Raw genomic sequence first — 26,599 nt, 5'->3', positions numbered from 1 at the left:
CGTCCGCACGGGCAGGCCACGGTGGGCCATAATTGCTGCAACCGGCGCTACACTGAGACACATGCTGCAGGAAACGAGCCTCTCCGGCGTTTTGTTGAGTGTCCCAGAAATCCACCCCGATGACCGGGGAACGTTCCACGAATGGTTCAAGGCCGAAGACTTTGAGGAAGCCGTAGGATTCCCACTCGACCTACAGCAAGCCAACGTGTCGACGTCGAAAAGCGGAGTACTCAGAGGTCTCCATTACGCCGACGTCCCCCCGGGACAAGCGAAGTTTGTCACGTGCATGAGTGGCCGGATTTGGGATGTTGCGGTGGACATCCGCAAGGGAAGCGCAAGCTTTGGCAAATACATCGGCGTGGAACTCACGGAGGACAACCGTCACAGCCTCTACCTGCCCGTCGGCTTCGCCCACGGCTTTGTTGCGCTCGAGGATTCCACCGTTGCCTACCTGTGCAGCGAGGGCTACAACCCGTCCCACGAGCACGGAATCAACGCCTTTGACGAGGACCTTGGCATCGAGTGGCCCGCCACCGACGTCATCCTCAGCGAGAAGGACCGCACCGCGCCGGGCCTGAAAGAAGTCCAGCTCCCCAACTACAACGAATGCAAGGCGTTCGAGGATGTGGTGCGCGCAACGTGGGCGGACGCGTAGATGAAGGGCATCATCCTCGCCGGGGGCACCGGAAGCAGACTGTACCCCATCACCAAGGGCATCTCGAAGCAACTCGTCCCGGTTTTTGATAAGCCGATGATCTACTACCCGCTCACCACCCTCATGCTGAGCGGGATCACCGACATCGCCATTATCACCACCCCACACGACGCCTCACAGTTCCACCGGCTGCTCGGCGATGGGTCCCAGTTTGGCATCACCCTCACCTACCTTGAGCAGGAAAAACCCGGTGGTCTTGCGGAGGCCTTCATCGTGGGGAAGGACCACATCGGCGATGACTCCGTTGCGCTCGTCCTCGGCGACAATATTTTTTACGGCCCGGGGCTGGGAACGCAGCTGCGTCGATTCCACGACATCGATGGTGGCGCCATCTTCGCGTACTGGGTTGCAGACCCCACCGCCTACGGCGTGGTGGAATTCGACTCCGCGGGGCAGGCGCTCTCCCTGGAAGAAAAGCCGGCCCACCCCAAATCCAACTACGCCGTCCCAGGGCTGTACTACTACGACAATCACGTGGTGGAGATCGCCCAATCGCTCGAGCCTTCGGCGCGCGGCGAGCTAGAAATCACCGACATCAACAACCGCTACCTTGCGGAGGGGAAACTGCACGTGGAGGTTCTGCCACGGGGAACCGCGTGGCTGGATACCGGAACCGTGGAGCTGCTCATGGCGGCCGGTGATTTCGTGCGCACCATCGAGCAACGCCAGGGGCTAAAGATTGGTGCCCCGGAAGAAGTCGCGTGGCGGATGGGATACATCACCACTGATGAGCTGCTCGCGCAGGCCTCCCAGCTGGAAAAATCGGGGTACGGAACGTATCTAAAAACGGTGGTGGAGAGGGAGTTTCACTAGTTAGTTTCGCCGCTGTCTGTGGGCTCCGGGCCGTGCTTGCCTTCGCGCCGCCGTTCCTCTTCGGCCTTTTGGCGGGCCCGCATTTCCTTGAAGTGTTTCTTCTCTAGCTCCCAGAGGAATTCTTCATCATCATCCGGCCCCTTGATCATGGGTGTCTCGGCCGACTGACTGCGATTCCACGATTGTGGCCCAAACGCTTTCCACACTAGGTAAATGGCAACGACGATGAGGACAAGTATCAGGACACGTCCCACGAAACTCCTCCTTGGATTGTTGGTTTAGGTTTAAGTTTAATATGCTTAGCCCTTGTGACCGACATAGTACCTACCCCAGATAAGAAACTCCGCTCCCGTGCGTGGCTCGATGTTGTTCTGTATGGGCTGGCGAGGTTGCTGCTCTTCATCGTCCTTACCGCGGTAATTCAGGGGCTCTCCGTACTCGTGGGGATTACATTCCCACTGATGATTTCCGCGCTGCTCGCGCTCATCATCGCGTTCCCGCTGTCTATGTTCCTGTTCAAGGGGCTCCGCCAACGCGTGACCGAGGAACTGGCGGAATGGGACCGCCAGCGCAAGGCCCGCAAGAAGTGGATAGACGACGAGCTGGACAAGCGCTAATTTTCCCCTACCTCGGCACAGCGGACCCTAGTTGGCCCGGTGCGTAGACGGTAGGCGGGCGACATCATCGGGGGTGGGCCCACAACGAGTGCGCTAGGCGCGACGGTAGGGGGTTGGCCTTGCCGATGCGCGAGCACCGCTAAGAGAGAGCGAGGACCAACGCTGTGATGACCGCCCACGCGATCATGCAGCGACCGGTGAGCCCCAGCACGGGGATGAGGTCTTTGCCGGTCTTGCCTTCCCGCACCGGCATGGCGGCGATAAACGCGAGGGGGAGTGCGGCCAGCGCGATGAGCGCGTAGATGGTCTGCGCCGCGATGAAGAACGACATGATGAACGGCACGGCAACAAGAACCTGGAAAAGGAAGCGGGCACGCTGATCCCCCAGACGGACCGCGAGGGTCATCTTGCCGGATGCCTCATCGGTGGGGATATCACGGATGTTGTTAGCAAGATTGACGCCCGCGGAAATGCAACCGATGGCGATGGCACTGCACACACCGACCCAGGAAACTCGGTCTGCTTGTGTGTACTCGGTTCCCAGCACCGCGATGAGGCCAAAGAAGATGAACACCGCGACCTCACCGAGGCCGATGTAGCCGTAGGGGTGCTTGCCGCCGGTGTAGAACCAGGCCCCCAAAATGCAAAGGATTCCTATGAGAATCATCCACACATGCCCGGAAGATACTGTGAGAATGAGGCCGAAAATGGCAGCAATGCCGAAGCATCCAAAAGCGGCGAGTTTGACGGTTGTCGGGTTTACCTTGCCCGATGCGGTAATCCGCAGTGGGCCGGAGCGATCCTCGTCTGTTCCGCGGATGCCATCCGAGTAGTCGTTTGCAAAGTTCACACCTAGAATGAGTGACCACGCCACAAGAAGCGCGAGTAACATGTGCCCGAGGTCAAAGCCAAAGTGGAAAGCGGCGGCACCGGAGCCGACGATCACTGGCGCAAAGGCATTGGGCCATGTATGCGGTCGGGCGGCTTGGATCCAATCGTGAACTGTTGCGTGCATGTGGTCTATTATCCACGCTTTGAAGAAAAACGATAACGATGGCTCACAAGGAGGTACAGGATGTGGGTCAGCTATGTGCTTGGGCAAGTAGCGAGCATCTTCCTCACCCTGGGCCGCCTCGTGCCGCTCAACCTCCTCAATCACTTCGGTCGCGGGCATATCCCGCAGACCGGCGACGTTGTCATTTCTCTCACCACGCATGGTGAACGCCTGAAGAAGGTGTATCTCACACTGGAATCCCTTGCGCGTGGCTACGTCAAGGTGCCTATTTTCCTGTGGCTCGATCCGGAGGATTATTACGCCCCCTATCCCGCGTCTCTCCAGCGGCTTATCGACCGCGGGGTGCAGGTACGGTGTTCCGACGGCCATTACGGGCCGCATACGAAGTATTGGAATCAGTTCCGCGAAGTGGCCGGAACCGGCACCCGGGTCATCACCGTTGATGATGACATCATCTACCCCGAGTGGTTGGTGGAAAAACTCCTGGTGGTGGGGCAGTATCGGCTTGACACGGTGGTTGCCTACCGGGCCCACAGAATCGAGTTGCGCGACGGCCACATCCGGCCCTACGCCAAGTGGTCGCGGGCCATCAGCTCGTCGGCATCCATCCTCCATTTCGCAACCGGAGTCTCCGGAGTGCTGTACCCGGCGAGCTTCATCGATTACGTTGCGGAGCACGGTGGCGATTTTGCGGCCCACGCGCCCCACGCCGACGATGTCTGGCTGCACCTCATGGAGCTTCGCTCAGGGCACAAGGTGCGCCAGGTGTTTGCCCAGCCACGCAACTTCGCAGTCATCCCTTCCACACAGGTCAATTCACTCGTGCAGCGGAACCTGGCGGGTGCTAATGATCGCCAGATCGCTGCCTCGTACACGCCCGCGGACGTGGCGGTGCTACTGCAGGCCAGTGCTAGCGAGGATTAGTTTCTCCGCTTGCTTGCGGTCCACTTTTCCACTCGTCATTCGAGGTACGTTCGCCACGTGATTCAGGTGCTTGGGAAGCTGCCAGCGTGGCAAATCCGCTAGCCCTTCAATCACTTGCGCAGGTGTCGGAGTTCCTGCGTACACGGCGGAGATAGCAGACCCAAGTCGGGGATCCGGTACCCCAACCACCACAACTTCGGTTACTCCAGGCACCTGGAGGATGGCCTTTTCCAGCACCTCGGGGTGCAGCTTCAGCCCTCCCGAATCGATGATCGCGTCGAGGCGGCCGATGACCTGCAATTTACCGTCGACAATGTGGCCGGCATCGCTGGTGCGGAACCAGCCGGGCTGAGGGAAGGCCTCGTCGCTCGGGACGTTGCGGTATCCCTTGGCCACCATCGGGCCTCCGAGCCAGATTCTTTCCCCATGGAGTTGTACTTTCGCGCCGGGGATGGGAGTGCCGTCGTACACGCAGCCACCGGAGGTCTCCGAGGAACCGTAGGTGGTGACGATGTTGATGCCAAGCCTCTCGGCACGGTGAGCCATATCGCCGGTGATGGGCGCACCGCCGACGAGAATCGCCTCATATTGCTGCAGTGCCTCCACGCCTTGCAGGGTGCGCAGCAGTTTTGCCAGCTGGTTTGGCACCAGCGAGGTGTAGCCACCTGCGCCGAGCTCCGCGGTGTACTGTGCGAATTCGGCCACGTCAAAGCCCTGCGACACATCCATTACAAGGGGGTCGTAGCCAGCGACGAGGGATCTGATGAGGATCTGCAGCCCGGCAATATTATGGGCCGGCAACGCGCACAGCCAGGGGCAGGGGCCACCCAACCGGGCGTGCGTGGCATCCGCACCGCTCACCAAGTTGTGTGCCGTGAGCATGGCTCCCTTGGGCACACCAGTGGATCCCGATGTGGCCACCACCAGAGCAACATCGTCGTCGATGCTCTCGCCGATCCTCTGGGTAGCCCTCAACGATGAGGCTCGCGCCGTGTCGCCTGCGGACTTCCCGGCAGGAATGGGGCAGTATGCTACTTCACCCGCGATGGCACGCTCCAGCTCATCCACCATGTGTGGGCTGGGGATGGGGAGTTCTTTGAGCTTCTTCATCAGTAGTAGAACGGGAACTCGGACCAGTCAGGGTCGCGCTTTTCCAAGAAGCTGTCTCTGCCTTCAACAGCCTCGTCAGTCATGTAGGCCAGGCGAGTTGCCTCTCCCGCGAACACCTGCTGCCCCATGAGCCCGTCATCGACGAGGTTGAACGCAAACTTGAGCATGCGCTGGGCGGTGGGGGACTTGCCGTTGATCTCGCGTGCCCACTCGATGCCAACCTTTTCCAGGTCCTTGTGCGGAACCACCTCGTTGACGGCACCCATCTCCTTCATCTCTTGGGCGGAGTACGTGCGCCCAAGGAAGAAGATTTCGCGGGCCCTCTTTTGGCCGACCATTTTTGCGAGGTATGCGGATCCGTAACCGGCGTCGAACGATCCCACGTCCGCATCGGTCTGCTTGAACCGTGCTTCTTCCTCGCTCGCCAAGGTAAGGTCGCACACTACGTGGAGCGAGTGTCCGCCGCCCGCGGCCCACCCGTTGACAAGGGCGATAACTACCTTTGGCATGGTCCTAATAAGGCGTTGGACTTCAAGGATATGAAGCCGTCCCGCCCGCGCCTTATCCACGGTGTCGGCGGTGTCACCCGAGGCGTACTGATATCCGGAGCGGCCCCGGATGCGCTGGTCGCCGCCGGAGCAGAACCCCCACCCACCGTCTTTCGGGCTCGGGCCGTTGCCGGTGAGGAGGATGACGCCTACGTCTGGAGTTTGCCGCGCGTGGTCCAGCGCCCTGTACAGCTCGTCCACGGTGTGTGGCCGAAAGGCGTTGCGCACCTCTGGGCGGTCGAAAGCAATGCGAACGATTCCGTCCTTCCGCTCGGTACCCACGTGGCGGTGATAGGTGATATCGGTGAGCTCTTCAAATCCCGGCACAGGCTTCCATTGTGACGGGTCAAACGGGTTATCTGTCATAGTTGCAACTCTATACGGTTAGGCGGCATCGCCCTCGCTCCACGTCCACAGCGGAGGAGTTGTTGAGGACTTGAATTGGACCGCTCGTACGATCTCCTCTATCACGAGGGGGAGATAGCGGAAGGTGTCCTCGGTGGAGAAACGCAACACTCGGTAGCCTTCCATCGTCGCCGCATTCTGTTTCCAGCGGTCCTTGCGAAACTCAACGTGGTGGCTGGGGCCGTCGTGGAAGGCGAAGGAATCCACTTCCGCCAGAACGTCGGTGTCGTTGACCCAGATGTCGAACATGTATCCGCCTACCACGTGACACATTTCCACCTCGTACCCACGCGTGATGAGCCCCTGCGCCACGTGCAGCTCTTGTTGTGAGTAACACCCTGGCACGACGAGCGGGAACTCCTTCTTGATGATGGGCGCCATGCAACGCTTGCGCAGGTGCTTGACGTCCTTGTTCCACTTCGCTTTACCCTGTTTCTTGGCGTAGTGCTCGTTGAGCAGCCGGGTCAACTGCGGGGGACGTTCTTCCGCCGGGACTGTTGCCGCCGCTTCGATCATGGAAACGCACCGGAACACGAACACGTTCTCAGAGCGTAGGCACCGTGACCTCGTCACTTTCACACCTTTGATCACCGGGGCGCGTTTGCTCTTAGGCACAAGAGCTGCGATCTCGCCTTCCGGCAGTTCGTGCATATGCAGTGCCAGGGCAGTCTTGCCAGTGAACACGATTTCGGGATGCATTTTTTGCAGTACGAGCAGCTGGTCGAAGGTGGTTGGCTGGTGTGTGCAATACCATCCTCTGCGGACGCGGAACAGTTCACCGCTGTCCAACTTCTGTGCTATCTGCCTGTGGGATAGCCCCTGATTCTTCAGTTGCTCCGTGGTGATAAACGAACCTTCCATGGGATTTCCTTCTGCGCCATCGGCGCGGTCGTTGGGTTGGTATGAAACAGACCATAGAACACGGCAGTCACACGTAAGTTGTATCTATTCGAACATGTATCACTACCAGGTGAAATAACCGCTAAAACGGTTCGCTTCATCGTCTTGCTTGTGCGAAGATTTCGAGAGTGTTGGAAGGGTATCGCAGATCCCTCCACGCGGGTCCTCATCGCTGGCTCGGGCTAACGAACGGGGCAGGAAAGTCCCGGGCATTGGAGCCACGGTGATTGAGGCTCAACGGATACGCTTGAGGCATGCATTCGTTTGAGGAGATAGCGCAGCGGGCCCGAGTAGTGGATCTGCCGATGATCAAGTTTCGCGGCATCACCCACAGGGAGGCGATGCTCATCGAGGGGCCGAAGGGGTGGGCCGAGTGGTCGCCGTTTCTGGAGTACGAAACGCCTGAGGCTGCCACGTGGTTGAAGTGCGCCCTGGAGGTTGCGTTCGAGGGCGTTCCCAAGCCCAAGCGAGACAAAGTGGAAGTCAACGGTACCGTTCCGGCGGTACCTGCCCGCGATGTGGAAAACATCGTGGCCCGCTTTCCCGGGGTAAACACGGTCAAGGTGAAGGTGGCGGAAAAGGGCCAGTCCCTGGCCGATGACGTTGAACGAGTAGCGGAGGTCCGTCGGCTCATGCCTAAGGCCCTCATCAGGGTCGATGCAAACAGGGGGTGGAGCGTTGAGCAGGCCATTGAGGCCGCGCAGAAGCTCGGGCCACTGGAGTACATGGAGCAGCCGTGCCAGACTGTCGAGGAGCTCGAGCAAGTGCGCCCCTATGCGCCCGTTGCCGCTGATGAGAGCATCCGTAAGGCAAGCGATCCGCTGCAGGTTCGCGGGCGGGTGGACTACGCCATTTTGAAGTGCCAGCCGATGGGCGGGCCGACAAATGTTCTGAAGGTGGAGCGTGATTTGGGGCTGCGTGTGACGGTGTCGAGCGCTCTGGAGACCGGAGTGGGGATGTACGCGTGCCTTGCTACTGCTGCGGCCCAGGATGTCCAACCCGCCGCCGGGCTGGGAACGGGCAGCTTCTTCTACGAGGATGTGGCAGAACCTCGTCGCATCGTCGACGGTCAGCTGGTGGTCACCCCGGTGACCCCCACGAACTTTCCCCCGTGTGCCAACGAGGACTTCTGGTATCGGCGACTGAAAGATTGTGTGGATTATTTACAATCGAAGTCATGACTAGTTCACCGGAGTTGGCCAAGAAAATCGTCGCGGACCTTGAGCACGCGGGGGTCACCGACATCGTCTATTGCCCGGGCTCGCGCAACGCGCCGTTGGCCCTGGCCTTCGCTGCGTCTGGGTTGCGGATCCATTCGCGTATCGACGAGCGGTCAGCCTCGTTCACCGCACTCGGTATGGCCCGCGTGACTGGGCGACCGGTACCGGTGGTCACCACGTCGGGTACCGCCGTGGCCAACTGCCTGCCCGCGATGATCGAGGCCTACTACGCCGCCGTCCCGTTCGTCGTCCTGTCCGCGGATCGGCCGGAACGCTACGTGGGCACGGGCACCAGCCAGACGATTGTGCAGGACAAGCTCTTCGAGCCGTATGCCCCCACAGTCCATTCGGTGCGCGAGGCTCTTGCTTACCAACAGGTACACATCAACGTACCGTTCGATACGCCGCTGGTAGGCGAGTTGGGGGACAACATCCAACCGGCGGAGACTGCGGGGAAGTGGGGCACACCAGAGGTGGACGAACGAGAAATCGAACTCGACATCACCAAGAACACCCTGGTCATTGCCGGAGATGGTGCGAAGGAAATTCCTGGTTTGGAGGATGTGCCAACGCTCGCAGAGCCGACGGCCCCTGCCCCGTATCACCCCGTCCATCCGCTTGCAGCGACGATGTTTGACCAGTTGGAAAAACCAGAGCAGATCGTCGTGGTGGGCCACCCTACGCTTCACCGCGACGTGATGAAGCTCACCAACGAGGTGCCCAAGATCATTGTCCGCCAGCCGGGTGAGCACTACGTCACGGATCCCGAGGGGACAGCCCAGGAAGTGGTGACGAGCCTGAAGGTGACCGGTACACCGCGTGCTGATTGGGTGAAGATTGTCGACGCAGCGAGCGAGCTAGCCGCCGAAGCGGTGCGCGAGCAGCTGGAAAACTTCACTGGGCTCACCGTGGCTGCAGCTGTGGCAGACTCGCTGTACCAGGGAAACGCCCTGTTCGTAGGTGCCTCCAATCCCGTGCGGGACATCCACTTCGCCGGACTTCCGTTCCAAGGGGTTGATACGTATTCGCCGCGCGGTGCTGCCGGCATCGACGGCAGCGTGAGCCAAGCGATCGGTGTGGCGCTGGCGCACCAGGCACAAGACCCCACCTCGTCCACAGCGCCTCGCACCGTGGCCCTTCTAGGCGATGTCACGTTCCTCCACGATGTTGGCGGGCTGCTCACAGTAGACGGCTCCCCCCGGCCGGAAAACCTCACCATCGTAGTAGCCAACGACAACGGCGGAGGGATTTTTGAAACGCTGGAGCAAGGTGCACCGGAGTACCGGGCCATGTTCGAGCCGTTTTTTGGAACGCCTCACACAGACGTCTCCATCGAACGCATCGCAGATGCCTACGGCATCGATTACTGCAAGGTTGTCGATCTGCCCGGGCTGCAAAAGGAACTCGACCGCGAGCCCACGGGCGTGCGCCTCATAGAAGCCGTGACGGATCGTGACAACCTCCGTGCCATGCACGAGAAGATGCGCGCGAGAATGCACGTGTAATGAGAAGAGTGAAGCAGGCCATCATCGGTGCCTGGATCCTGGTGGCGATCATGTGTGTGGCCATGGTTGGCGGGGCATACCTCAACGATCGGCTGATCGCTGAGGCACCCGTGCGCTCCCTGGCCCGGGTGACCTCGGTGGGAACGCTGCGCACCTCGGTTGATTTCCAAGATGTCCACGGGGCGCTGCAGAGCCCGGAGACGGGTTTGCTCTACCCAACCGGGCTCAACGAGGGCCAGAGGGTGTGGGTGACGTACAACTCGTCGCGCCCAGATGTGGTCAAAGTCGACGGCCGGGAATGGACGCTCGCTTTCCGGCCCGCCCTATCCATCCTGCTCATAGGGTCCCTTGTTGCTGCGGCAGGGCTTGCTGCTGTGGCCTATGTGTCACGGAGAAGTAACGGATAATTCACCTAACTTCAACGAAAATGTCACGTGGCTAGTGCATAATAGCCGTTATGCGTGTTGCGATTGTGGCTGAAGCATTTTTGCCAAACATCAACGGGGTGACCAACTCTGTCCTCCGGGTCCTCGAGCATCTCCGCCGAGAGGGCCATGAAGCGATCGTCATCGCGCCGGGTGCCCGTGGGCACGAGGAGGAAGCTGCCGAGTACGCGGGCTACCCCATCGTTCGTGTTCCCACGATCATGTTCCCCGGTGTCAATTCCCTGCCAGTGGGTGTGCCCACCACGGCGGTCATGCGGGCGTTGGCCAAGTTCAAGCCTGACGTTGTGCACCTGGCTAGCCCCTTCGTTTTGGGGGCGGCGGGCGCGATTGCGGCCCGGCAGCTGCGCATCCCCGCCGTCGCGATCTACCAGACCGATGTGGCCGGTTTTGCCACCAAGTACCACTTCACCTTGCTGGCCACTGCGGTGTGGGAGTGGACGCGCTACATCCACAACATGGCCCAGCGCACCTTGGCTCCCAGCTCCATGTCGATCGCGGAGCTCGAAGCCCACGGGGTTCACAACATTTTCCACTGGGGGCGGGGAGTGGACACCGTGCGGTTCCACCCCTCCAAACGCAGCGATGTCCTCCGCCTCACGTGGGCCCCCGAGGGTGACAAGATCATCGTCGGGTTTGTGGGCCGGCTTGCTGCCGAGAAGGGCGTCCGTCGCCTGGCCCCGCTCGACGCCCGCCCTGATGTTCAGGTTGTTATCGTCGGTGACGGTCCGGACCGGGATTCGCTTGTCGACGCCCTCCCCAACGCTGTTTTCACCGGTGCGCTTTCCGGTGAGGACCTCGCAGAGGCGTACGCCAGCTTTGACGTGTTCGTTCACACCGGCGAATTTGAGACGTTCTGCCAGACAATCCAAGAGGCGCTCTCGTCCGGGGTTCCCGTCATCGGGCCTCATGCAGGTGGCCCCATCGATCTCGTGACCGAGGGAGTCGATGGCTATCTGCTCGAGGTAGACACCTTTGAGGACCACGTATCGGATGCCCTTGACCAGGTGACCTCCCCTCAGCACTACACGCGCATGTGCCAGGCTGCTCGCGACGGCGTGCGCCCGAAGACGTGGGAGAACCTGTGCACCCAGTTGGTCAAACACTACACGGCCGTCATCGAGCAATCCCACCGCGTGCCGCTGACCTTCTTCGGCCCGATTCCGGAGCTCCCGCGATGGGCCGCGAAAGCGCTCGGTGCCCGGGTCTAAAAGGCTCCGGCTAGACTAGGGCGTTGTGGCTAAAGCAACCCTAGATAAAGACCCGTCAGATGTCGCCCGAATGTTTGATGATGTGGGAAAGAACTACGACATCACCAACACCATCCTGAGCTTTGGGCAGGACCGCATGTGGCGTCGCCGCGTGCGGGAACGCCTCGCCTTGAAGCCGGGCGAAAAGGTTCTCGACCTCGCCGCCGGCAGCGCCGTGTCGACGGAGGAGCTAGCCAAGTCAGGTGCCTGGTGTGTGGCGTGCGACTTCTCCCAGGGAATGCTCGCTGCTGGTGCTAAGAGGGATGTGCCCAAGGTGGTGGGCGATGGGATGCAGTTGCCCTTCGCGGACGAGACCTTCGACGCTGTGACGATCTCGTTCGGTCTGCGTAACATCCAAGACACAGGCCAGGCGCTGCGTGAAATGGCTCGTGTGACAAAACCCGGTGGTCGGCTCACCATCGCCGAGTTTTCCACCCCGATCCTGCCGGTGTTCTCCTTCGTGTACAAGGAGTACCTCATGCGGGTTCTCCCGCTGGTAGCCAAGCAGGTCTCCTCTAACGGTGAGGCCTACGAGTACCTCGCGGAATCCATTCGCGCATGGCCCGACCAGGAAGAGCTCGCATCCATCGTGAACGCCAACGGGTGGACCGATTGTGGTTGGCAGAACCTCACCTTTGGGATCACCGCGATGCATTCAGCGGTGAAACCCTAAAACCAAACGTTTCCCGGCCCGGCCTTTCTCCATCGCTCCTGATGAAAGTGGAGGCGGGCCGGGTTGTGTGTATCTCATTACCTCCACAAAGGTGCGGTATTGAGAGTATCGGCTGCCTTTCCTGCAGCATGCCATGCGCGCGCCGCGAGGTCCCGGTCACTGTCCTCGATGAGGTTTCCCATGGCCCGAGCCACGGTAGGCATGAGGAGGGACCGCAGCGGGGTGCGGAACGCCAGGGGGCCGAAGGTGGGGAGCATCCGGGGGTAGGTGAGGAGCTTCGCCAGTGAGCGGGCGAGCGCAAAAGTCTCCCCGTAGTGTTCACGCAACACACTGGGCCACACACGCATGTCAGTGTCAATGATTTCGCTGGCGAGCCGGGCGGTCTCCAGTGCATAATCAATCCCCTCGCCGTTGAGCGGGTTGACGCAGCACGCGGAGTCACCCAGGAGGGCCCAGTTTTTACCTGCCACACCGGACACCGATCCACCCATGGGTAGAGCTGCAGACGTGACTTCCTGGGGCTCGCCGAGTCCGAACTCGGCCCGGATGGAATCCGCGTACGTGCGGAGCAGCTTCTTGGTGTTGAGCTTGGCCGGCCGAGCCGCGGTGGAGAGAGCACCACAGCCCACGTTGGCGACGTCGACAAGCGGGAAAAACCAACCGTAACCGGGAAGATCACCGAAGTGGGAGTGGATCCACGGCTCGTCGGCGCGGGTGGAAGTGCAGTAGCTGCGGGCCGCAATCCCGTACACCTGCTGCTTGTGCCATGTGCGGCCCAGTTGAGTGCCGAAGGTGGAGCGCACGCCGTCGGCAACAAGCACGGCCCTGGGCTTGACCACATCGTCACCGACCCGGAAGCTGACAAGCTCCCCGTTTCTCACCTCGGGGGCCGTCGCTGTGCCGGTGATCTTCTTCGCGGGGGCGCGGTCGTAGAGCAGCGCGTCAAACTCGTGGCGTTTCATTGCCGAGCCCACGCCCCACTGCCACGGGATCGTTGCGGTGTGGCCGAAACCGTGCAGTTTGAGGCCACGCGTGTGGAAGGGGAGGGTGACCCCGAGGGCATCCAACTCTTTCATGGCCCGGGGGGTGAGTCCATCGCCGCACGTCTTATCGCGGGGAAACTCTGCTGCGTCAATGAGCAGAACATCCTTGTGTTTTAGGTGAATCGCAGCGGCTGAGCCAGCGGGCCCCGCACCGATGACGGCAACCTCCGGTTTATACTCCATGGCCCTCATTTGTACCCTGGGGTAGGTAGAAATGCATGTTTCGACTACGGTAAAGGGGTAAGTTTATTCATCATCGTTTCGGACAGAGGGCAACTTTTTTTACCATGAATGACACCCGCGCCCGGCTGCATAGGGATACGCCCTTGACAGGGATTTCGTTTGACGAACCCCAATTAGCGGCCACGGTCTCCACTGACCTGCAGCGCGTGGAAGAGCTCCTCATGAGTGAGCTCAACCACGGGGAAGAATTTGTCAACGAAAAAGTCATTCACCTGGCTGCAGCTGGCGGAAAACGATTCCGGCCCATGTTTGCAATTCTTGCCTCGCAACTTGGCCCACGTGCATCGTGCGCCGAGGTGATCAAAGCGGCCACCGTGGTTGAAATGACTCACCTGGCCACGCTCTACCACGACGATGTGATGGACGAAGCTGATCGCCGCCGCGGTGTGGAAAGTGCGAATGCCAAGTGGGGGAACTCCGTCGCCATTCTTGCTGGTGACATCCTTCTCGCTCACGCCTCGCGGATTATGGCCGAACTGGGCACGCCAACTGTGGCCCACTTTGCGCAGACCTTCGGCGACCTTGTGACCGGCCAAATGCGCGAAACCGTAGGACCCGGCGACGGTGACAAGATCGAGCACTACCTCAATGTGGTCCACGAGAAGACCGGCGTGCTTATCTCGTCCGCGGGCTACCTCGGTGCACTGCACGGAGGCTGCTCCCCGGAGATTATTTCCGCCCTGCAGCAATTCGGCGTGTACATCGGCACGATCTTCCAGATCGTCGATGACATCATCGACATTTTCTCTGCCTCGGAGGAATCGGGCAAGACACGTGGCACTGACCTGAGGGAGGGCGTGTTTACGCTTCCTGTCCTGTTTGCGATGAAAGAGGATTCGGCTGCTGGCGACGAGCTGCGATCCATCCTGACCGGGCCACTAACCAGCGACTCGGAAGTTGATCGCGCCCTGGAGCTCATCGAGCAAACCGATGGTCGTGCGCAGGCTCTCGATGTGGTTGAATCCTTCGCCACGAAGGCGTTCGACGTTTTGCAAACTTTACCTGAAGGGCCGGTGCGTTCGGCACTGCGCTCTCTTACTGAATACTCCATCTCGCGCGTGCGTTAAGCGCCCTGTGCAGCCAGTTTGCCTTAATGGGGTGGGTGCATAGTAAAGTATGTCTCGCACTCACGGAGTGTGCGCCAGGTTGCCCGAGTGGCCAAAGGGAGCGGACTGTAAATCCGTCGGCTTTCGCCTACAGAAGTTCGAATCTTCTACCTGGCACAAACAATCCCGGTCCTTACGGCCGGGATTTTTTGTATGCGTGGGGTGGTTGCATCCAAATCGCATGGGGGCGGCAGCGCCCCGATCCCGGCCCCGAGGTGCGCGAAACTTACGCAGCTGACCGCACTGGGCTGTATCAGGCGCGGGGGGCGCCTCATCCCGGCCCAGAACGCAGGAGCCTCACGTGTCTAGGGCAACACCGGGCCGGGTTACGGAAGCAGTCCTGTGCGCGTTGCATGGTCACATCCGCTGCCAAGGGGGCGGCGGGACGTACTCGGCCCAGCGCGACCTAACTTGCTGCGTGTGATCCGCCGCCGGGCCACGCACCGCACACATGCGTAGGAACTTACGCGCGAACATGTGGAGAAAACGCGTATGACATGCCGATTTGTGTGAACGTATGGATGTCGGTTACTCTATCCAAGGCTTCAAAAAAGAAGCACCGGCCCCCTTAGCTCAGTCGGTAGAGCGTTTCCATGGTAAGGAAAAGGTCAACAGTTCGATTCTGTTAGGGGGCTCTGTTCTTTTATTAGAACAAATGGCGGTGTAGCTCAGCTGGTGAGAGCGCACGACTCATAATCGTGAGGTCGAGAGTTCGAACCTCTCCACCGCTACTGCACTGACCGCCCTCGCCAAGGTGCGAGGGTTTTCTGGTACAGTGTGTCGGGTGCATGTAAAGTGCACGCCCGGCAAAGGGGCGTGGCTCAATTGGTAGAGCAGCGGTCTCCAAAACCGCAGGTTGCAGGTTCGAGTCCTGTCGCCCCTGCAAAGTACTTCTAGCGCAAAGAGGATTAAACGTGGCTGAGGAAAATCGCACGGCTCGTCCGACCGGTAAGCGGCAGCTTACGGGTGCGAGCACTACGAGCGCTGACGCCTACGCTGAGAAGCGGCTCATCAAGGAAGAAAAGGACGAGAAGTGGGGCGGCGGGGTCAAGACCTTCATCCCCGAAGTTATCGAGCAGATGCGGAAGGTTATTTGGCCTTCGAGCAAGCAGATGCTGAACTACACGCTCATTGTGTTCCTGTTCCTCATCGTTATGACCATCATCGTCTGGGGAACGGACATCCTTACTTTCAAGGGTGTGCATTGGTTGCTCACTCCGTAGGCTAGATGGTATAAAAGTTCTTGATACTTAATGATCCCGCCGCTTGGTTACCAAGTAGGCGGGATAAATTTTTGAAGTGAAGAGGTTTTTGTGATGGAAGACGCTACGACGCAGGACAACGTCGAAAAGCTGGAAGAAAACGTGGACGCACCGGAAGCTACCGAGGCTCCGGAAGCTACGGAGACACACGACGCACCGGAAGCTGCGGAAACCCCGGCCGGGGACGATGCCACGGCTGAGGAGGAGGTCTCGGCGGAGGAGAAGGCTCTCAAGGAGTACAAGGCGCGTCTGCGCGCGTACATCCGGGAGCTCAAGAAGCTGCCGGGCACGTGGTACATCATCCAGACGTACTCCGGCTACGAAAACAAGGTGAAGACCAACCTCACCCAGCGCGCCGAGAACCTTGAGGTGGATGAGTACATCCACGACATCGTCGTACCGGTGGAAGAAGTCACCGAGATGAAGGACGGCAAGAAGAAGATTGTCAAGAAGAAGCTCCTTCCCGGCTACGTCCTCGTCCGCATGGAGATGAATGATTCCGTGTGGTCCGTGGTTCGCGGTACGCCGGGCGTGACCAGCTTCGTGGGCAATGAGGGCCAGGCTACGCCCGTCAAGCCGCGCGATGTGGCCAAGTTCCTCATGCCGCAGCAGACCGCCGACGAGACGGAACCTAACGCCGAGGGGGAGACCGTGGTCGCTGCCCCGGCCCAGGAGAAGAAGCCGGTGGAGGTCGACTTCGAGGTCGGCGAGTCCGTGACGATTCTCTCCGGCGCGCTGGCAACGGTGTCCGCGACGATCTCGGATATCGACCGCGATTCCGGCAAGCTCCACGCCCTCGTGTCCATCTTCGGCCGCGATACGCCGGTGGAGCTCACCTTCGATCAGGTGGAAAAGATCAATTAGCTTTTTTAAGCGCACGTGGTGTAAAATTTGCGCCCGTGCCTTAAAGGCATGTAAGTGTACGTTTCCCGGTGGCTGTAACAAGGCATCCGGACGGTAGGTCGCCCTACATAAGCATCTCGCGGCGGCCCGCTGGTAACAAGGAAAGTAGGTAGAAGATGCCCCCGAAGAAGAAGGTCACGGCCCTCATTAAGCTGCAGATCGAGGCTGGTCAGGCGAACCCTGCACCGCCGGTTGGTCCTGCCCTTGGTGCGCACGGCGTGAACATGATGGAGTTCTGCAAGGCGTACAACGCTGCCACTGAGTCTCAGCGTGGCAACATTGTGCCTGTAGAAATCACCGTCTACGAAGACCGCTCCTTTGACTTCAAGCTCAAGACCCCTCCGGCAGCGCAGCTGCTGCTCAAGGCTGCTGGGCTGAAGAAGGGCTCCGGCGTTCCGCACACCGATAAGGTGGGCAAGGTCACGCTCGACCAGGTCAAGGAAATTGCTAAGCAGAAGGAGCCTGACCTCAACGCGCGCGACATCGACGCCGCCGCCAAGATCATCGCCGGCACCGCCCGCTCGATGGGCATCGTCGTCGAGGGTCTGTAACTTCCTGGCCCGGTTTCTTTGGCTTTTCGACGAAGAATTCCAACCGGGCCATGAACTGTGTGCCACCTAGTGGCACAGCACGCTCAATTGTGGAAGGGCCGGCCAGGCCCGTTCACCACACATCGAACCCATCTCCGAAAGGATTGATGAATTATGGCAAAGCGCTCCAAGGCGTACCGCGAGAACGCGGAAAAGATTGACTCCAGCCACCTCTACACCCCGCTCGAGGCTGTGAAGCTGGCCAAGGAGACCTCCTCCAAGAACTACGATGCCTCCATCGACGTTGTGATGCGTCTCGGCGTTGATCCCCGCAAGGCTGATCAGCTCGTTCGTGGCACCGTGTCCCTGCCTAACGGCACCGGCAAGGAAGTTCGCGTTGTGGTCTTCGCAGAAGGCACCAACGCTACCGCTGCTGAAGAGGCTGGCGCTGATTACGTCGGCACCGCTGAGCTGATCGAGAAGATCCAAGGCGGCTGGACCGACTTCGACGCTGCTATCGCAACCCCGGATCAGATGGCCAAGGTCGGCCGCGTTGCTCGCGTTCTCGGCCCGCGTGGCCTCATGCCGAACCCGAAGACGGGCACGGTTACCCCGGACGTTGCCAAGGCTGTGAAGGAGATCAAGGGCGGCAAGATTTCCTTCCGCGTTGACAAGGCTTCCAACCTGCACGCTCTCATTGGCAAGGCTTCCTTCGATGCAGAGAAGCTCGCTGAGAACTACGGCGCTCTCCTCGAGGAGATCAACCGTCTCAAGCCCAGCTCCTCCAAGGGCATTTACCTGAAGAAGGTCACCATCGCTGCAACGAACGGCCCTGGAATCCAGGTTGATCCGACGGTGCAGAAGAACTTCACCGAGCAGGACTAAGCTCGTCGGCTGCAAGGCTGAGCACCAAAGGCAGCTAGTGATGTAAAGCTAGCTGCGAGGCGCCTCCGTAACCCATGTGGGTGCGGGGGCGCTTTTTGTTGGCCCACTCCGATTCGGACTGCGGGTGGTTGAAAGCGACCGGGCCGGGAAGCGGCCTGGGAGATCAGGCAGGTGTGTCGGGATGGGGGAGCTACGCGGGGTGGTACTCTTTTCGGCCCACCAGGGTTGGGCTTCTGGCACTTCGGGCGAGGCGGGCCGGGAAACGTCCGTGGATCGCTGGGCAGCCGGCGATTACTGCGGGGCGCAAGCTAAGAGATTCTGCGCCAGCGTTAAGGCACCTCTCTTGTATATCTAGAGTGCTGCTCAGAGGTGTTTTTTGTTACTTTTGTATGTAAAATACCGAATGTCAACAGTAAATTCTCACACCTAGAGGATTATTCAAGTCAAATTTTGAATACAACGCTGAGGTAAACGAACACCTCGGCGCGCCTGGAATGGCGTGCATGCATGGCGAAGCGCAGTCGTCGGACTGCTCGCCGGTTCCCGGCCCGGGCGCAGGACCATGGGATGTGAAGCACATCGATATGGGTGGTGCCTGCCCCACGATCATGATCGGCTCGGATGGCTTCGTCCAGGCACTTGTTACCCAGCGCTTCGGCTCGAAGCTGACGTTCCTGCAGCCGAAGGTGGCCATTTTGGATCCGGAGACGGGCCGCACACTGGGCTCGCTTGAGGTTCCTAAGGGCGCTCTCCTCGGCGGCGTGTACGCCTTCATTGATAACGAGGATCGGATGGTCTTCGTCGATGGTTCCAACACGCTCCTGCGTGTGGCCCACTCGGCGGATGGTAGCAGGGTATACGTGGATGAGCGCGTCTCCCTGACTAAGTTCCTGTCCCAGTACGAGGGCGACCAGGTGGTCGGTGTGGTGCCGGACTGGCAGGGCCGTGTGTGGGTCGCCTCGGCGCACGGCGCGCTTGCCGTGGTGGATGTGGATAAGCGCGAGATCCGCTCCATCTTCCTCAACGAGTCCGGCTCTGAATACGAGACCGTGGACAATTCCATCTCGGCCTGCCCGTCGGGCGTATCGGTTGTTACCTCGCACGCGATCTACATGCTGAGTGCAGATGATGAGGGTACGCCGTCGATTGACTGGTTTGCGCTGTATGACCGTGGCACGGCCCGCAAGCCGGGCCAGCTTTCGTGGGGCTCGGGTGCCTCGCCCACCTTCTTCGGCCCGAACGGGTCGGATTACGTCATGCTCACCGATAATGCGGATGAGCAGGAGAACCTCATTGTGTACGAAACCACGACGGGCCGTCTGGTGGGTTCCCACGGTGTGTTCACTCCGGGTGCCTCGGGCACGGAGTGTTCGGCTATTGGCGTGCAGAATTCCATCGTTGTGGGATCCACGTTCGGCTACCCGTATCCGCGCTACCCGGAGGGCGCAGGCCCGTCCAAGCCCGCGAACGCGCTGTTCGCACCGGGCCTGGAACGGTACGATGTCACCGCCGCAGGCCTGACTCCGGTGTGGAAGCGTGACGATGTGTACTCGGCAGTTGTGCCCCGCCTGTCCACGGCGGATGGCTACATCTACGTGTGCGAGCGCAAGCGCTTCGGTCTGGTCAACGGTTCAGTCATCTCAGGCACCATCATTGACATGGAAACCGGCGAGACCGTGTACTCGCAGGATTTCCCGGGCCTGGTTACCGTCTTTGGCGTTGATACGCTTCAGATGGTGGGCACGATCGACGATAACGGCACCTGGTGGCAGGGTACGGTCGGCGGCATCTTCAAGATCACTAAGAAGTAGGTAGACATGACTTTCACACTCAATCGTCGTACGTTCCTCGCCGGTTCCGCCGCTACTGTGGCCCTGGCATCGCTTCCTTCTGTGGCCCTGGCGCAGGAGGCCCCCGGCATCACGTTCACCATCGGGACGGTCGTTTCTGAGGGCCAGGTTTTGCGCCTCCCCATCGCGGTGACTGTCAATGTGGATACTCCGCTTCCGGCCGGCACCCCGCTGACGATCTTCACCCGGGCTCTCGACGAGGCTGGTCTGGTTGCGGGCCCCTCGGCTATCGCACCTCGCTTGTCGACGCTGGAGCCCACCCAGCTTTCCCCAGGAGAGTGGTCCTTCCCGCTGCCTGAGGACGTGCCCGCGAACACGCCCGTGGAGTTTGAGCTCCTGTGGAAGACAGGCCTCTTCAACTTCCGCTACGTCCCCCGCACCCAAATCCTCGGCTCCGTCACCCTTCCCGGTGATGTGTTCCGTGAGGTGCAGTCGGAGGAGTACGTGTACGAGTCGATCCCGGCGGCAAGCATCTCCGCTGACACGTCCTCGTCCAGCTTGTCCAGCTAATTTGCGTTGATTCCGCGTGGGCTGTATGGTTTGTGGACGAAGTTTGTGAGAGGGCGTTGAGAGACGTCCTAGACCAAGTTTCACCGTAGACCGTCGGTCAGCCGAAAGGCTCGAAGGTTTCCTCTTCAAGGAAACGGCCCACGCAGGAGTCACTTGCAACACCTTCCAATGATTGAATTGGTTTGTGCCCTGTGCTCTTGCACGGGGCATTATTTATGCCTCGTGGCGGACAATTTTTGAAGAACCGTTTAATGGAAGGAGGCGAGGAAATGGCAAACCCGAAGAATACTGCGGAGCTCGCAAAACTCAAGGAGTACTTTGACGAGGCTGATTCGCTGGTTCTCACTGAGTACCGTGGTCTGACTGTTCAGCAGATCACCGATTTCCGTACTGATCTCGGTAACGACGTGAAGTACCACGTCGCCAAGAACACCCTCATCAAGCTTGCCGCAGCTGAGGCTGGCATTGAGGGCCTTGATGATCTCCTCACCGGTCCTACCGCTGTCGCCTTTATTAAGGGCGAGGCAGTGGACGCTGCCAAGGCCATGAAGAAGTTTGGCTCTACCAACGACAAGTTCGTTGTGAAGGGCGGCTACATGGACGGCGCTGCGCTCAGCGCTGACCAGGTCAAGGCGCTTGCAGACCTCGACGATCGCGAGACCACGCTGGCCAAGCTGGCTGGTGCCCTGAAGGGCAAGATGACGCAGGCTGCTGGCCTGTTCTCTGCTCCCGCATCCCAGGTCGCACGTCTTTCCGCTGCACTGCAGGAGAAGAAGTAACCTACTTCGCCTGCTAACAGGATCGAAAATTTCATCACCATTTACCTCCCCGGGTGGTAACCCGGAAAACAAACTGAAAGGACTTGACCGTTATGGCTAAGTACACCAACGAAGAGCTCATCGAAGCTTTCAAGGAAATGACCCTCATCGAGCTCTCTGAGTTCACCAAGCTGTTCGAAGAGACCTTCGACGTTACCGCTGCTGCTCCGGTTGCTGTTGCTGCCGCTGGCGCTGCAGGTGGCGAGGCTGCTGCTGAGGAAGAGAAGACCGAGTTCGACGTCGTGCTCGAGGACGTGGGAGCCAAGAAGATCGGCGTGATCAAGGTTGTCCGTGAGATCGTCTCCGGCCTGGGCCTGAAGGAAGCTAAGGAGCTCGTTGAGGCTGCTCCTAAGGCTATCCTCGAGGGTGCTTCCAAGGAGGACGCTGAGGCTGCTAAGACCAAGCTCGAAGAGGCTGGCGCAACCGCATCCCTCAAGTAGTCCTACCTCGCGTAGAACTTTCCCTCACCGCTTCGGGGGTGGGGGATTTTTTCTGCCCTTTTATTCGCCAACGCCGCCGTCGTGCAGAACCCGGCCTACCTGTCCGGGACGGTCGAGTGCCGCGGCAGGGCGGGCCGATAACGGCACGCATCCGCGCACAACCCGGCCCGGTCGTCACAACCTGCCGAGTCGGCCGCCGCGGCGGGCCGGGATTGGTGGCAGTGGTTGCGGTTCGGCCGGTCCTTCGAGGTAGAGTAGGGCCATGCTTCCACGTTCACGAGTAGTCTCCGCCTTGCTTATCGGCATCGGCTTGGCCCTTCTGGTGTGGGGGCTTGTCACGCCTCGCCTGACGCAGGTGGGGGAGAACGTTCCAGTGGCGCACGGCGAACTGACCTACACCCTCACCGACGACTCCGCCAAGAGCCTCGCGGTGGCGGATGCAGCCACCAAGATTGAGCCTGTGGAGCGGCAGCTGCACGTGGTGTACACCTCGCCCATCACCAACGAGGAGGCCACAGCCCGGATTGGGTTGTCTACCAGGCGCACAGGGCGGGCCACGGATCTGGACGGGTTGCTCAGCGCCGAGGTGTATAGCTACCGGTTTGACCGCATGAGCGGTGAGGCGCTGACGCCGGCAACCGTGTCGGAGCAGCTGGCCAGCCCCGTGGCTACGGTGGATGTGGACGGCCTGTGGTTCGCGTTCCCTCCCAACGCCGAGGCTGACGAGTACCCGCTCTTCGACGTCACGTTGCGGGCGGCGAAGCCCGCGGTGAAGTCGGGGGAGTCCGAAGTGGACGGGCGCGACATAGTGACGTACCGGCAAGATTTTGAGCCACAGGCGGTGGGGGAACCCGATGCCATGGGCCGGGTGTTGTACCATGGCGCCAAGCGGGACATCGATGTGGACAAGGCCACCGGAATGATCGTCGGCATGGATGAGGCCGTGGAGGATTACTACCTCACAGGCGAGCAGCGTGATGATGTTCTCCTGTTCAACGGGACGATGTCCCAAGAAGATAAAGACGCGTTGATGGAGATCGCCGAGAACGTGGCAAACCCAACGGCGTGGAAGACGGCGAACTGGATTGCGGCAGGTATCGGGGCAGTCGTGCTTGTGCTTGGTGCGCTGGGGATATTCGGCGTATTTGACAAACGGAGAAAGCGGCACTTTACAAACTGACCGTAGTGGGCTATGGTAGTTTGTTGCGCTAGAATCGGTGGTCGATGATTGAAGGCCTTGATCAAAAGAAAGCAAAAGCTGGAATTTGACAAGGTCATTCAGTGCTATCTGGGCACCGGTTCCTATAGCAGACCGAAAGCTTATACAAAACCAAGCGGTCAGGTGCTCAAATAGTGGGGTGCTTCTGGCCGCGCGAGGTGCTGGAAGGATGCATCTTGGCAGTCTCCCGCCAGACCAATCTGAATGTAAAGAACCCTGGAGCTCCTAAGCGATACTCGTTCGCGAAGATCAAGGAGCCTATTGGGCTACCTGGATTACTAGACCTACAACTGAATTCGTTTGCTTGGCTCATTGGCACGCCCGAGTGGCGTGAGCAGCAGAAGGCTGAGCACGGCGAGGATTTCAAGGTGACGAGTGGCCTTGAAGATATCCTCGAGGAGCTGTCTCCTATTCAGGACTTCTCTGGCAACATGAGCCTGTCCCTCTCGGAGCCGTACTTCGAGCAGGTGAAGGCCAGCGTTGATGAGTGTAAAGAGAAGGACATTAACTACTCTGCACCGCTGTATGTGACTGCGGAGTTTGAGAACAAGGACACCGGCGAGATTAAGTCGCAGACGGTGTTCATTGGCGATTTCCCGATGATGACCCCCAAGGGCACCTTCATCGTCAACGGCACCGAGCGTGTCGTCGTCTCTCAGCTCGTGCGTTCCCCAGGCGTGTACTTCGATGAGACTCTTGATAAGTCCACGGAGCGCCCGCTTCACTCGGTGAAGGTTATTCCTTCCCGCGGTGCGTGGCTCGAAATTGACGTCGATAAGAAGGACACCGTAGGTGTCCGTATCGACCGTAAGCGTCGCCAGCCGGTGACCCTCCTCCTCAAGGCCCTGGGCTGGAGCGAGGAGAAGATCCGCGAGCGCTTCGGCTTCTCCGAGATCATGATGTCGACCCTGGAGAACGACGGTGCAGCCTCCGAGGACGAGGCATTGCTCGAGATCTACCGCAAGCAGCGCCCGGGCGAGCAGCCCACGCGCGACCTTGCGCAGGCTTTGCTGGAGAACAGCTTCTTTAAGCCAAAGCGGTACGACCTTGCAAAGGTGGGCCGCTACAAAGTCAACCGCAAGCTTGGCCTCGGTGGCGACCACGATGGCGTGAAGACCCTCACTGAAGAGGACATCGCCACCACCATCGAGTACCTAGTGCGTCTGCACGCCGGCGAGCGCACCATGACCTCCCCGGATGGCGTGGAGATCCCGCTCGAGACCGACGATATTGACCACTTTGGTAACCGTCGCTTGCGTACCGTGGGCGAATTGATTCAGAACCAGGTGCGCGTTGGTCTGGCGCGCATGGAGCGCGTGGTGCGCGAGCGCATGACCACGCAGGACGCGGAGTCGATCACGCCTACCAGCCTGATCAACGTGCGCCCTGTGAGTGCAGCTATCCGCGAATTCTTCGGAACAAGCCAGCTCTCCCAGTTCATGGATCAGAACAACTCCCTGTCCGGCCTCACGCACAAGCGTCGCCTCTCGGCTCTGGGCCCCGGCGGCCTGTCCCGTGAGCGTGCCGGCATCGAAGTTCGTGACGTGCACCCGTCCCACTACGGTCGCATGTGCCCCATTGAGACCCCTGAGGGCCCGAACATTGGCCTCATCGGTTCGCTGGCTTCCTACGCCCGCGTCAACCCGTTCGGTTTCATCGAGACGCCGTACCAGAAGGTAGAAAACGGCAAGATCATCGACCAGGTCGATTTCCTCACCGCTGATGAGGAAGACCGTTACGTCATCGGCCAGGCTGACACCGAGCACGATGAGAACGGTGTTATCACCCAGCAGCGTAACGAGGTTCGCCTCAAGGACGGCGCCATCGAGGTTGTTGGCCCGGAGCAGATCGAGTACATCGACGTGTCCCCGCGCCAGATCGTGTCGGTTGCTACCGCCATGATTCCGTTCCTCGAGCACGACGACGCTAACCGTGCCCTCATGGGCGCGAACATGCAGCGCCAGGCCGTGCCGCTGATCCGTTCCCAGTCCCCGTACGTGGGCACGGGCATGGAGGCACCGGCCGCCTACGACGCTGGCGACCTTGTGATCAACAAGCACGCCGGTGTTGTGGAGAACGTGTGCGCCGATTTCATCACCGTCATGAGCGATGAGGGCAAGCGCGACACGTACATGCTGCGCAAGTTCGAGCGCACGAACCAGAACACGTGCTACAACCAGAAGCCGATTGTCAACATCGGTGACCGCGTTGAGCAGGGCCAGGTCATGGCCGACGGCCCCGGCACCCACGACGGTGAAATGTCCCTCGGTGTCAACCTCCTCGTGGCGTTCATGCCGTGGGAAGGCCACAACTACGAGGACGCCATTATCCTTAACCAGCGCGTGGTGGAGGAGGACATCCTCACCTCGATCCACATCGAGGAGCACGAGATCGATGCCCGCGACACCAAGCTCGGTGCCGAGGAGATCACCCGTGAGATCCCGAACGTGAGCGAGGACGTGCTCAAGGACCTCGACGAGCGCGGCATCGTCCGCATCGGTGCGGACGTTCGTGACGGCGACATCCTGGTGGGCAAGGTCACCCCGAAGGGCGAGACCGAGCTTACCCCCGAGGAGCGCCTGCTGCGCGCCATCTTCGGCGAGAAGGCCCGCGAGGTGCGCGACACCTCCCTCAAGGTTCCGCACGGTGAGACCGGCAAGGTCATCGGCGTGTCCCGGTTCTCCCGTGAAGACGGCGACGAGCTGCCTCCGGGAGTCAACGAGATGATTCGCATCCACGTTGCCCAGAAGCGCAAGATTCAGGACGGCGATAAGCTCGCCGGCCGCCACGGCAACAAGGGTGTTGTGGGCAAGATCCTGCCGCAGGAAGACATGCCGTTCATGGAGGACGGTACCCCGATCGATATCATCCTCAACACACACGGTGTGCCGCGTCGTATGAATATCGGTCAGGTGCTCGAAGTTCACCTCGGCTGGCTGGCTAAGTCCGGCTGGGCCATCGAGGGTGACCCGGATTGGGCCAAGCGTATTCCGGACGATCTGCGTGAGGTTCCGCCGAACTCGCTTCTGGCTACCCCGGTGTTCGACGGTGCCACCAACGAGGAGATCGAGGGTCTGCTCGGCTCCACGTTGCCCGACCGCGATGGCAACCGGCTGGTTGATAAGTTCGGTAAGGCCAAGCTTTTCGACGGTCGGTCCGGCGAGCCGTTCAAGTACCCGGTGTGTGTCGGTGAGAAGTACATGCTCAAGCTGCACCACCTCGTGGATGAGAAGATTCACGCACGTTCCACTGGCCCGTACTCCATGATTACCCAGCAGCCGCTGGGTGGTAAGGCACAGTTCGGTGGCCAGCGCTTCGGCGAGATGGAGGTGTGGGCCATGCAGGCGTACGGCGCTGCCTACACGCTGCAGGAGCTCCTGACCATCAAGTCGGACGACGTGAACGGCCGTGTTCGGGTGTACGAGGCGATCGTGAAGGGTGACAACATCCCCGATCCTGGTATCCCGGAGTCCTTCAAGGTGCTGCTGAAGGAGCTGCAGTCCCTGTGCCTCAATGTGGAGGTTCTGTCTGCCGACGGAACGCCTGTTGAGCTCAGCGGTGCAGATGACGACGAGTTCGAATCGGCGAGTGCGTCCCTGGGCATTAACCTGTCCCGCGACGAGCGCACAGACGATATCGCATAGCAGGTAGG

26 protein-coding genes and 4 tRNA genes are annotated in these 26,599 nt (G+C 60.2%); 24 read left to right on the top strand and 6 right to left on the bottom strand.

Features of this window, described 5'->3' with window-relative positions; genetic code table 11:
* Positions 1-61: 61 nt before the first annotated feature.
* Together rfbC and rfbA are read left to right on the top strand one after the other, a co-directional pair.
* Positions 62-655 (top strand): dTDP-4-dehydrorhamnose 3,5-epimerase, encoded by a 594-nt coding sequence (rfbC, locus tag HMPREF1219_RS11070; RefSeq protein ID WP_040427784.1) that lies wholly within the window; start codon positions 62-64, stop codon positions 653-655.
* Positions 656-1,528, top strand: coding sequence for a glucose-1-phosphate thymidylyltransferase RfbA (gene rfbA, locus HMPREF1219_RS11065; RefSeq protein ID WP_016459020.1), 873 nt, complete (start codon positions 656-658; stop codon positions 1,526-1,528). It abuts the gene before it with no gap.
* On the opposite strand, the gene HMPREF1219_RS11060 is transcribed toward rfbA, so the two are convergent.
* Entirely contained in the window at positions 1,525-1,782 is a 258-nt protein-coding gene (locus HMPREF1219_RS11060; RefSeq protein ID WP_016459019.1) for a hypothetical protein, read from the bottom strand. The genes rfbA and HMPREF1219_RS11060 overlap by 4 nt on opposite strands.
* A gap of 54 nt (positions 1,783-1,836) precedes the next feature.
* Between HMPREF1219_RS11060 and HMPREF1219_RS11055 the strand changes: the two genes are divergently transcribed.
* The gene (locus HMPREF1219_RS11055) at positions 1,837-2,145 is read left to right on the top strand and encodes a DUF4229 domain-containing protein (protein ID WP_016459018.1); all 309 of its coding nucleotides are present in this window, start codon (positions 1,837-1,839) and stop codon (positions 2,143-2,145) included.
* A 139-nt stretch (positions 2,146-2,284) separates the two neighbouring features.
* On the opposite strand, the gene HMPREF1219_RS11050 is transcribed toward HMPREF1219_RS11055, so the two are convergent.
* Positions 2,285-3,160: a 1,4-dihydroxy-2-naphthoate polyprenyltransferase gene (locus HMPREF1219_RS11050; protein ID WP_016459017.1), complete on the bottom strand. Its 876-nt coding sequence runs from the start codon at positions 3,158-3,160 to the stop codon at positions 2,285-2,287.
* 60 nt (positions 3,161-3,220) lie between these two features.
* Between HMPREF1219_RS11050 and HMPREF1219_RS11045 the strand changes: the two genes are divergently transcribed.
* On the top strand, positions 3,221-4,084 hold the full coding sequence (locus HMPREF1219_RS11045) for a hypothetical protein (protein WP_016459016.1): 864 nt from the start codon (positions 3,221-3,223) through the stop codon (positions 4,082-4,084).
* Here the strand turns inward: HMPREF1219_RS11045 and menE are convergent.
* The 3 genes from menE to HMPREF1219_RS11030 are packed head-to-tail and all read right to left on the bottom strand — an operon-like array spanning position 4,055 to position 7,008.
* Positions 4,055-5,194 carry an o-succinylbenzoate--CoA ligase gene (gene menE, locus HMPREF1219_RS11040; protein ID WP_016459015.1) on the bottom strand — a complete coding sequence of 380 codons (1,140 nt, stop codon included), beginning with the start codon at positions 5,192-5,194 and terminating at the stop codon, positions 4,055-4,057. The two genes, HMPREF1219_RS11045 and menE, sit on opposite strands and share 30 nt — an antisense overlap.
* Positions 5,194-6,108: a 1,4-dihydroxy-2-naphthoyl-CoA synthase gene (locus HMPREF1219_RS11035; protein ID WP_016459014.1), complete on the bottom strand. Its 915-nt coding sequence runs from the start codon at positions 6,106-6,108 to the stop codon at positions 5,194-5,196. Before HMPREF1219_RS11035 ends, menE begins: the two co-directional genes overlap by 1 nt.
* An 18-nt stretch (positions 6,109-6,126) precedes the next feature.
* Complete coding sequence (locus HMPREF1219_RS11030) at positions 6,127-7,008, bottom strand: DUF559 domain-containing protein (RefSeq protein WP_016459013.1); 882 nt, start codon at positions 7,006-7,008, stop codon at positions 6,127-6,129.
* A gap of 293 nt (positions 7,009-7,301) precedes the next feature.
* On the opposite strand from HMPREF1219_RS11030, the gene HMPREF1219_RS11025 reads away from it, so the two are divergent.
* The 5 genes from HMPREF1219_RS11025 to HMPREF1219_RS11005 are packed head-to-tail and all read left to right on the top strand — an operon-like array spanning position 7,302 to position 12,138.
* A complete protein-coding gene (locus HMPREF1219_RS11025) occupies positions 7,302-8,228 on the top strand; it encodes an o-succinylbenzoate synthase (RefSeq protein WP_016459012.1) in 927 nt (308 codons plus the stop codon).
* On the top strand, positions 8,225-9,772 hold the full coding sequence (gene menD / locus HMPREF1219_RS11020) for a 2-succinyl-5-enolpyruvyl-6-hydroxy-3-cyclohexene-1-carboxylic-acid synthase (RefSeq protein ID WP_016459011.1): 1,548 nt from the start codon (positions 8,225-8,227) through the stop codon (positions 9,770-9,772). Before HMPREF1219_RS11025 ends, menD begins: the two co-directional genes overlap by 4 nt.
* Positions 9,772-10,179, top strand: a complete 408-nt coding sequence (locus tag HMPREF1219_RS11015; protein ID WP_016459010.1) for a DUF3592 domain-containing protein — start codon at positions 9,772-9,774, stop codon at positions 10,177-10,179. The genes menD and HMPREF1219_RS11015 overlap by 1 nt, the downstream gene beginning before the upstream one ends.
* Positions 10,180-10,229: 50 nt before the next feature.
* Entirely contained in the window at positions 10,230-11,426 is a 1,197-nt protein-coding gene (locus HMPREF1219_RS11010) for a glycosyltransferase family 4 protein (RefSeq protein ID WP_016459009.1), read from the top strand.
* A 25-nt stretch (positions 11,427-11,451) separates the two neighbouring features.
* Positions 11,452-12,138: a demethylmenaquinone methyltransferase gene (locus HMPREF1219_RS11005; RefSeq protein WP_016459008.1), complete on the top strand. Its 687-nt coding sequence runs from the start codon at positions 11,452-11,454 to the stop codon at positions 12,136-12,138.
* Positions 12,139-12,215: 77 nt separating this feature from the next.
* On the opposite strand, the gene HMPREF1219_RS11000 is transcribed toward HMPREF1219_RS11005, so the two are convergent.
* Positions 12,216-13,373: a geranylgeranyl reductase family protein gene (locus tag HMPREF1219_RS11000; RefSeq protein WP_016459007.1), complete on the bottom strand. Its 1,158-nt coding sequence runs from the start codon at positions 13,371-13,373 to the stop codon at positions 12,216-12,218.
* Between the two features lie 95 nt (positions 13,374-13,468).
* Between HMPREF1219_RS11000 and HMPREF1219_RS10995 the strand changes: the two genes are divergently transcribed.
* From HMPREF1219_RS10995 to rpoB, 15 genes are all read left to right on the top strand, one after another.
* Positions 13,469-14,491: a polyprenyl synthetase family protein gene (locus tag HMPREF1219_RS10995; RefSeq protein WP_016459006.1), complete on the top strand. Its 1,023-nt coding sequence runs from the start codon at positions 13,469-13,471 to the stop codon at positions 14,489-14,491.
* A gap of 73 nt (positions 14,492-14,564) precedes the next feature.
* A tRNA-Tyr gene (locus HMPREF1219_RS10990) sits at positions 14,565-14,647 on the top strand.
* Between the two features lie 445 nt (positions 14,648-15,092).
* Positions 15,093-15,165, top strand: a tRNA-Thr gene (locus tag HMPREF1219_RS10985).
* 22 nt (positions 15,166-15,187) lie between these two features.
* Positions 15,188-15,261: transfer RNA gene (locus tag HMPREF1219_RS10980), tRNA-Met, on the top strand.
* 79 nt (positions 15,262-15,340) lie between these two features.
* Positions 15,341-15,413 (top strand) — tRNA-Trp (locus HMPREF1219_RS10975).
* A 31-nt stretch (positions 15,414-15,444) separates the two neighbouring features.
* Entirely contained in the window at positions 15,445-15,753 is a 309-nt protein-coding gene (gene secE, locus HMPREF1219_RS10970; protein WP_016459005.1) for a preprotein translocase subunit SecE, read from the top strand.
* Positions 15,754-15,846: 93 nt separating this feature from the next.
* Positions 15,847-16,656: a transcription termination/antitermination protein NusG gene (gene nusG / locus HMPREF1219_RS10965; protein ID WP_016459004.1), complete on the top strand. Its 810-nt coding sequence runs from the start codon at positions 15,847-15,849 to the stop codon at positions 16,654-16,656.
* A gap of 155 nt (positions 16,657-16,811) precedes the next feature.
* A complete protein-coding gene (gene rplK / locus HMPREF1219_RS10960) occupies positions 16,812-17,246 on the top strand; it encodes a 50S ribosomal protein L11 (RefSeq protein ID WP_016459003.1) in 435 nt (144 codons plus the stop codon).
* A 153-nt stretch (positions 17,247-17,399) separates the two neighbouring features.
* Entirely contained in the window at positions 17,400-18,110 is a 711-nt protein-coding gene (gene rplA / locus HMPREF1219_RS10955) for a 50S ribosomal protein L1 (RefSeq protein WP_016459002.1), read from the top strand.
* A gap of 503 nt (positions 18,111-18,613) precedes the next feature.
* The gene (locus HMPREF1219_RS10950) at positions 18,614-19,921 is read left to right on the top strand and encodes a 6-pyruvoyl tetrahydrobiopterin synthase (RefSeq protein ID WP_245554463.1); all 1,308 of its coding nucleotides are present in this window, start codon (positions 18,614-18,616) and stop codon (positions 19,919-19,921) included.
* A gap of 6 nt (positions 19,922-19,927) precedes the next feature.
* Positions 19,928-20,470: a twin-arginine translocation signal domain-containing protein gene (locus HMPREF1219_RS10945; protein ID WP_016459000.1), complete on the top strand. Its 543-nt coding sequence runs from the start codon at positions 19,928-19,930 to the stop codon at positions 20,468-20,470.
* 269 nt (positions 20,471-20,739) lie between these two features.
* On the top strand, positions 20,740-21,249 hold the full coding sequence (gene rplJ, locus HMPREF1219_RS10940; RefSeq protein WP_016458999.1) for a 50S ribosomal protein L10: 510 nt from the start codon (positions 20,740-20,742) through the stop codon (positions 21,247-21,249).
* Between the two features lie 92 nt (positions 21,250-21,341).
* Entirely contained in the window at positions 21,342-21,728 is a 387-nt protein-coding gene (rplL, locus tag HMPREF1219_RS10935) for a 50S ribosomal protein L7/L12 (protein ID WP_016458998.1), read from the top strand.
* 262 nt (positions 21,729-21,990) lie between these two features.
* On the top strand, positions 21,991-22,908 hold the full coding sequence (gene pgfA, locus HMPREF1219_RS10930) for a cell envelope lipid trafficking protein PgfA (RefSeq protein WP_040427779.1): 918 nt from the start codon (positions 21,991-21,993) through the stop codon (positions 22,906-22,908).
* A gap of 197 nt (positions 22,909-23,105) precedes the next feature.
* On the top strand, positions 23,106-26,591 hold the full coding sequence (gene rpoB, locus HMPREF1219_RS10925) for a DNA-directed RNA polymerase subunit beta (protein ID WP_211212666.1): 3,486 nt from the start codon (positions 23,106-23,108) through the stop codon (positions 26,589-26,591).
* The last annotated feature ends 8 nt before the right edge of the window (positions 26,592-26,599 follow it).

It is taken from the genome of Corynebacterium pyruviciproducens ATCC BAA-1742 (assembly GCF_000411375.1).
Classification (GTDB): Bacteria; Actinomycetota; Actinomycetes; order Mycobacteriales; family Mycobacteriaceae; genus Corynebacterium; species Corynebacterium pyruviciproducens.
The sequence above is the reverse complement of the archived record's forward strand: the minus strand, read 5'-3'. Positions and strand labels throughout refer to the sequence as shown.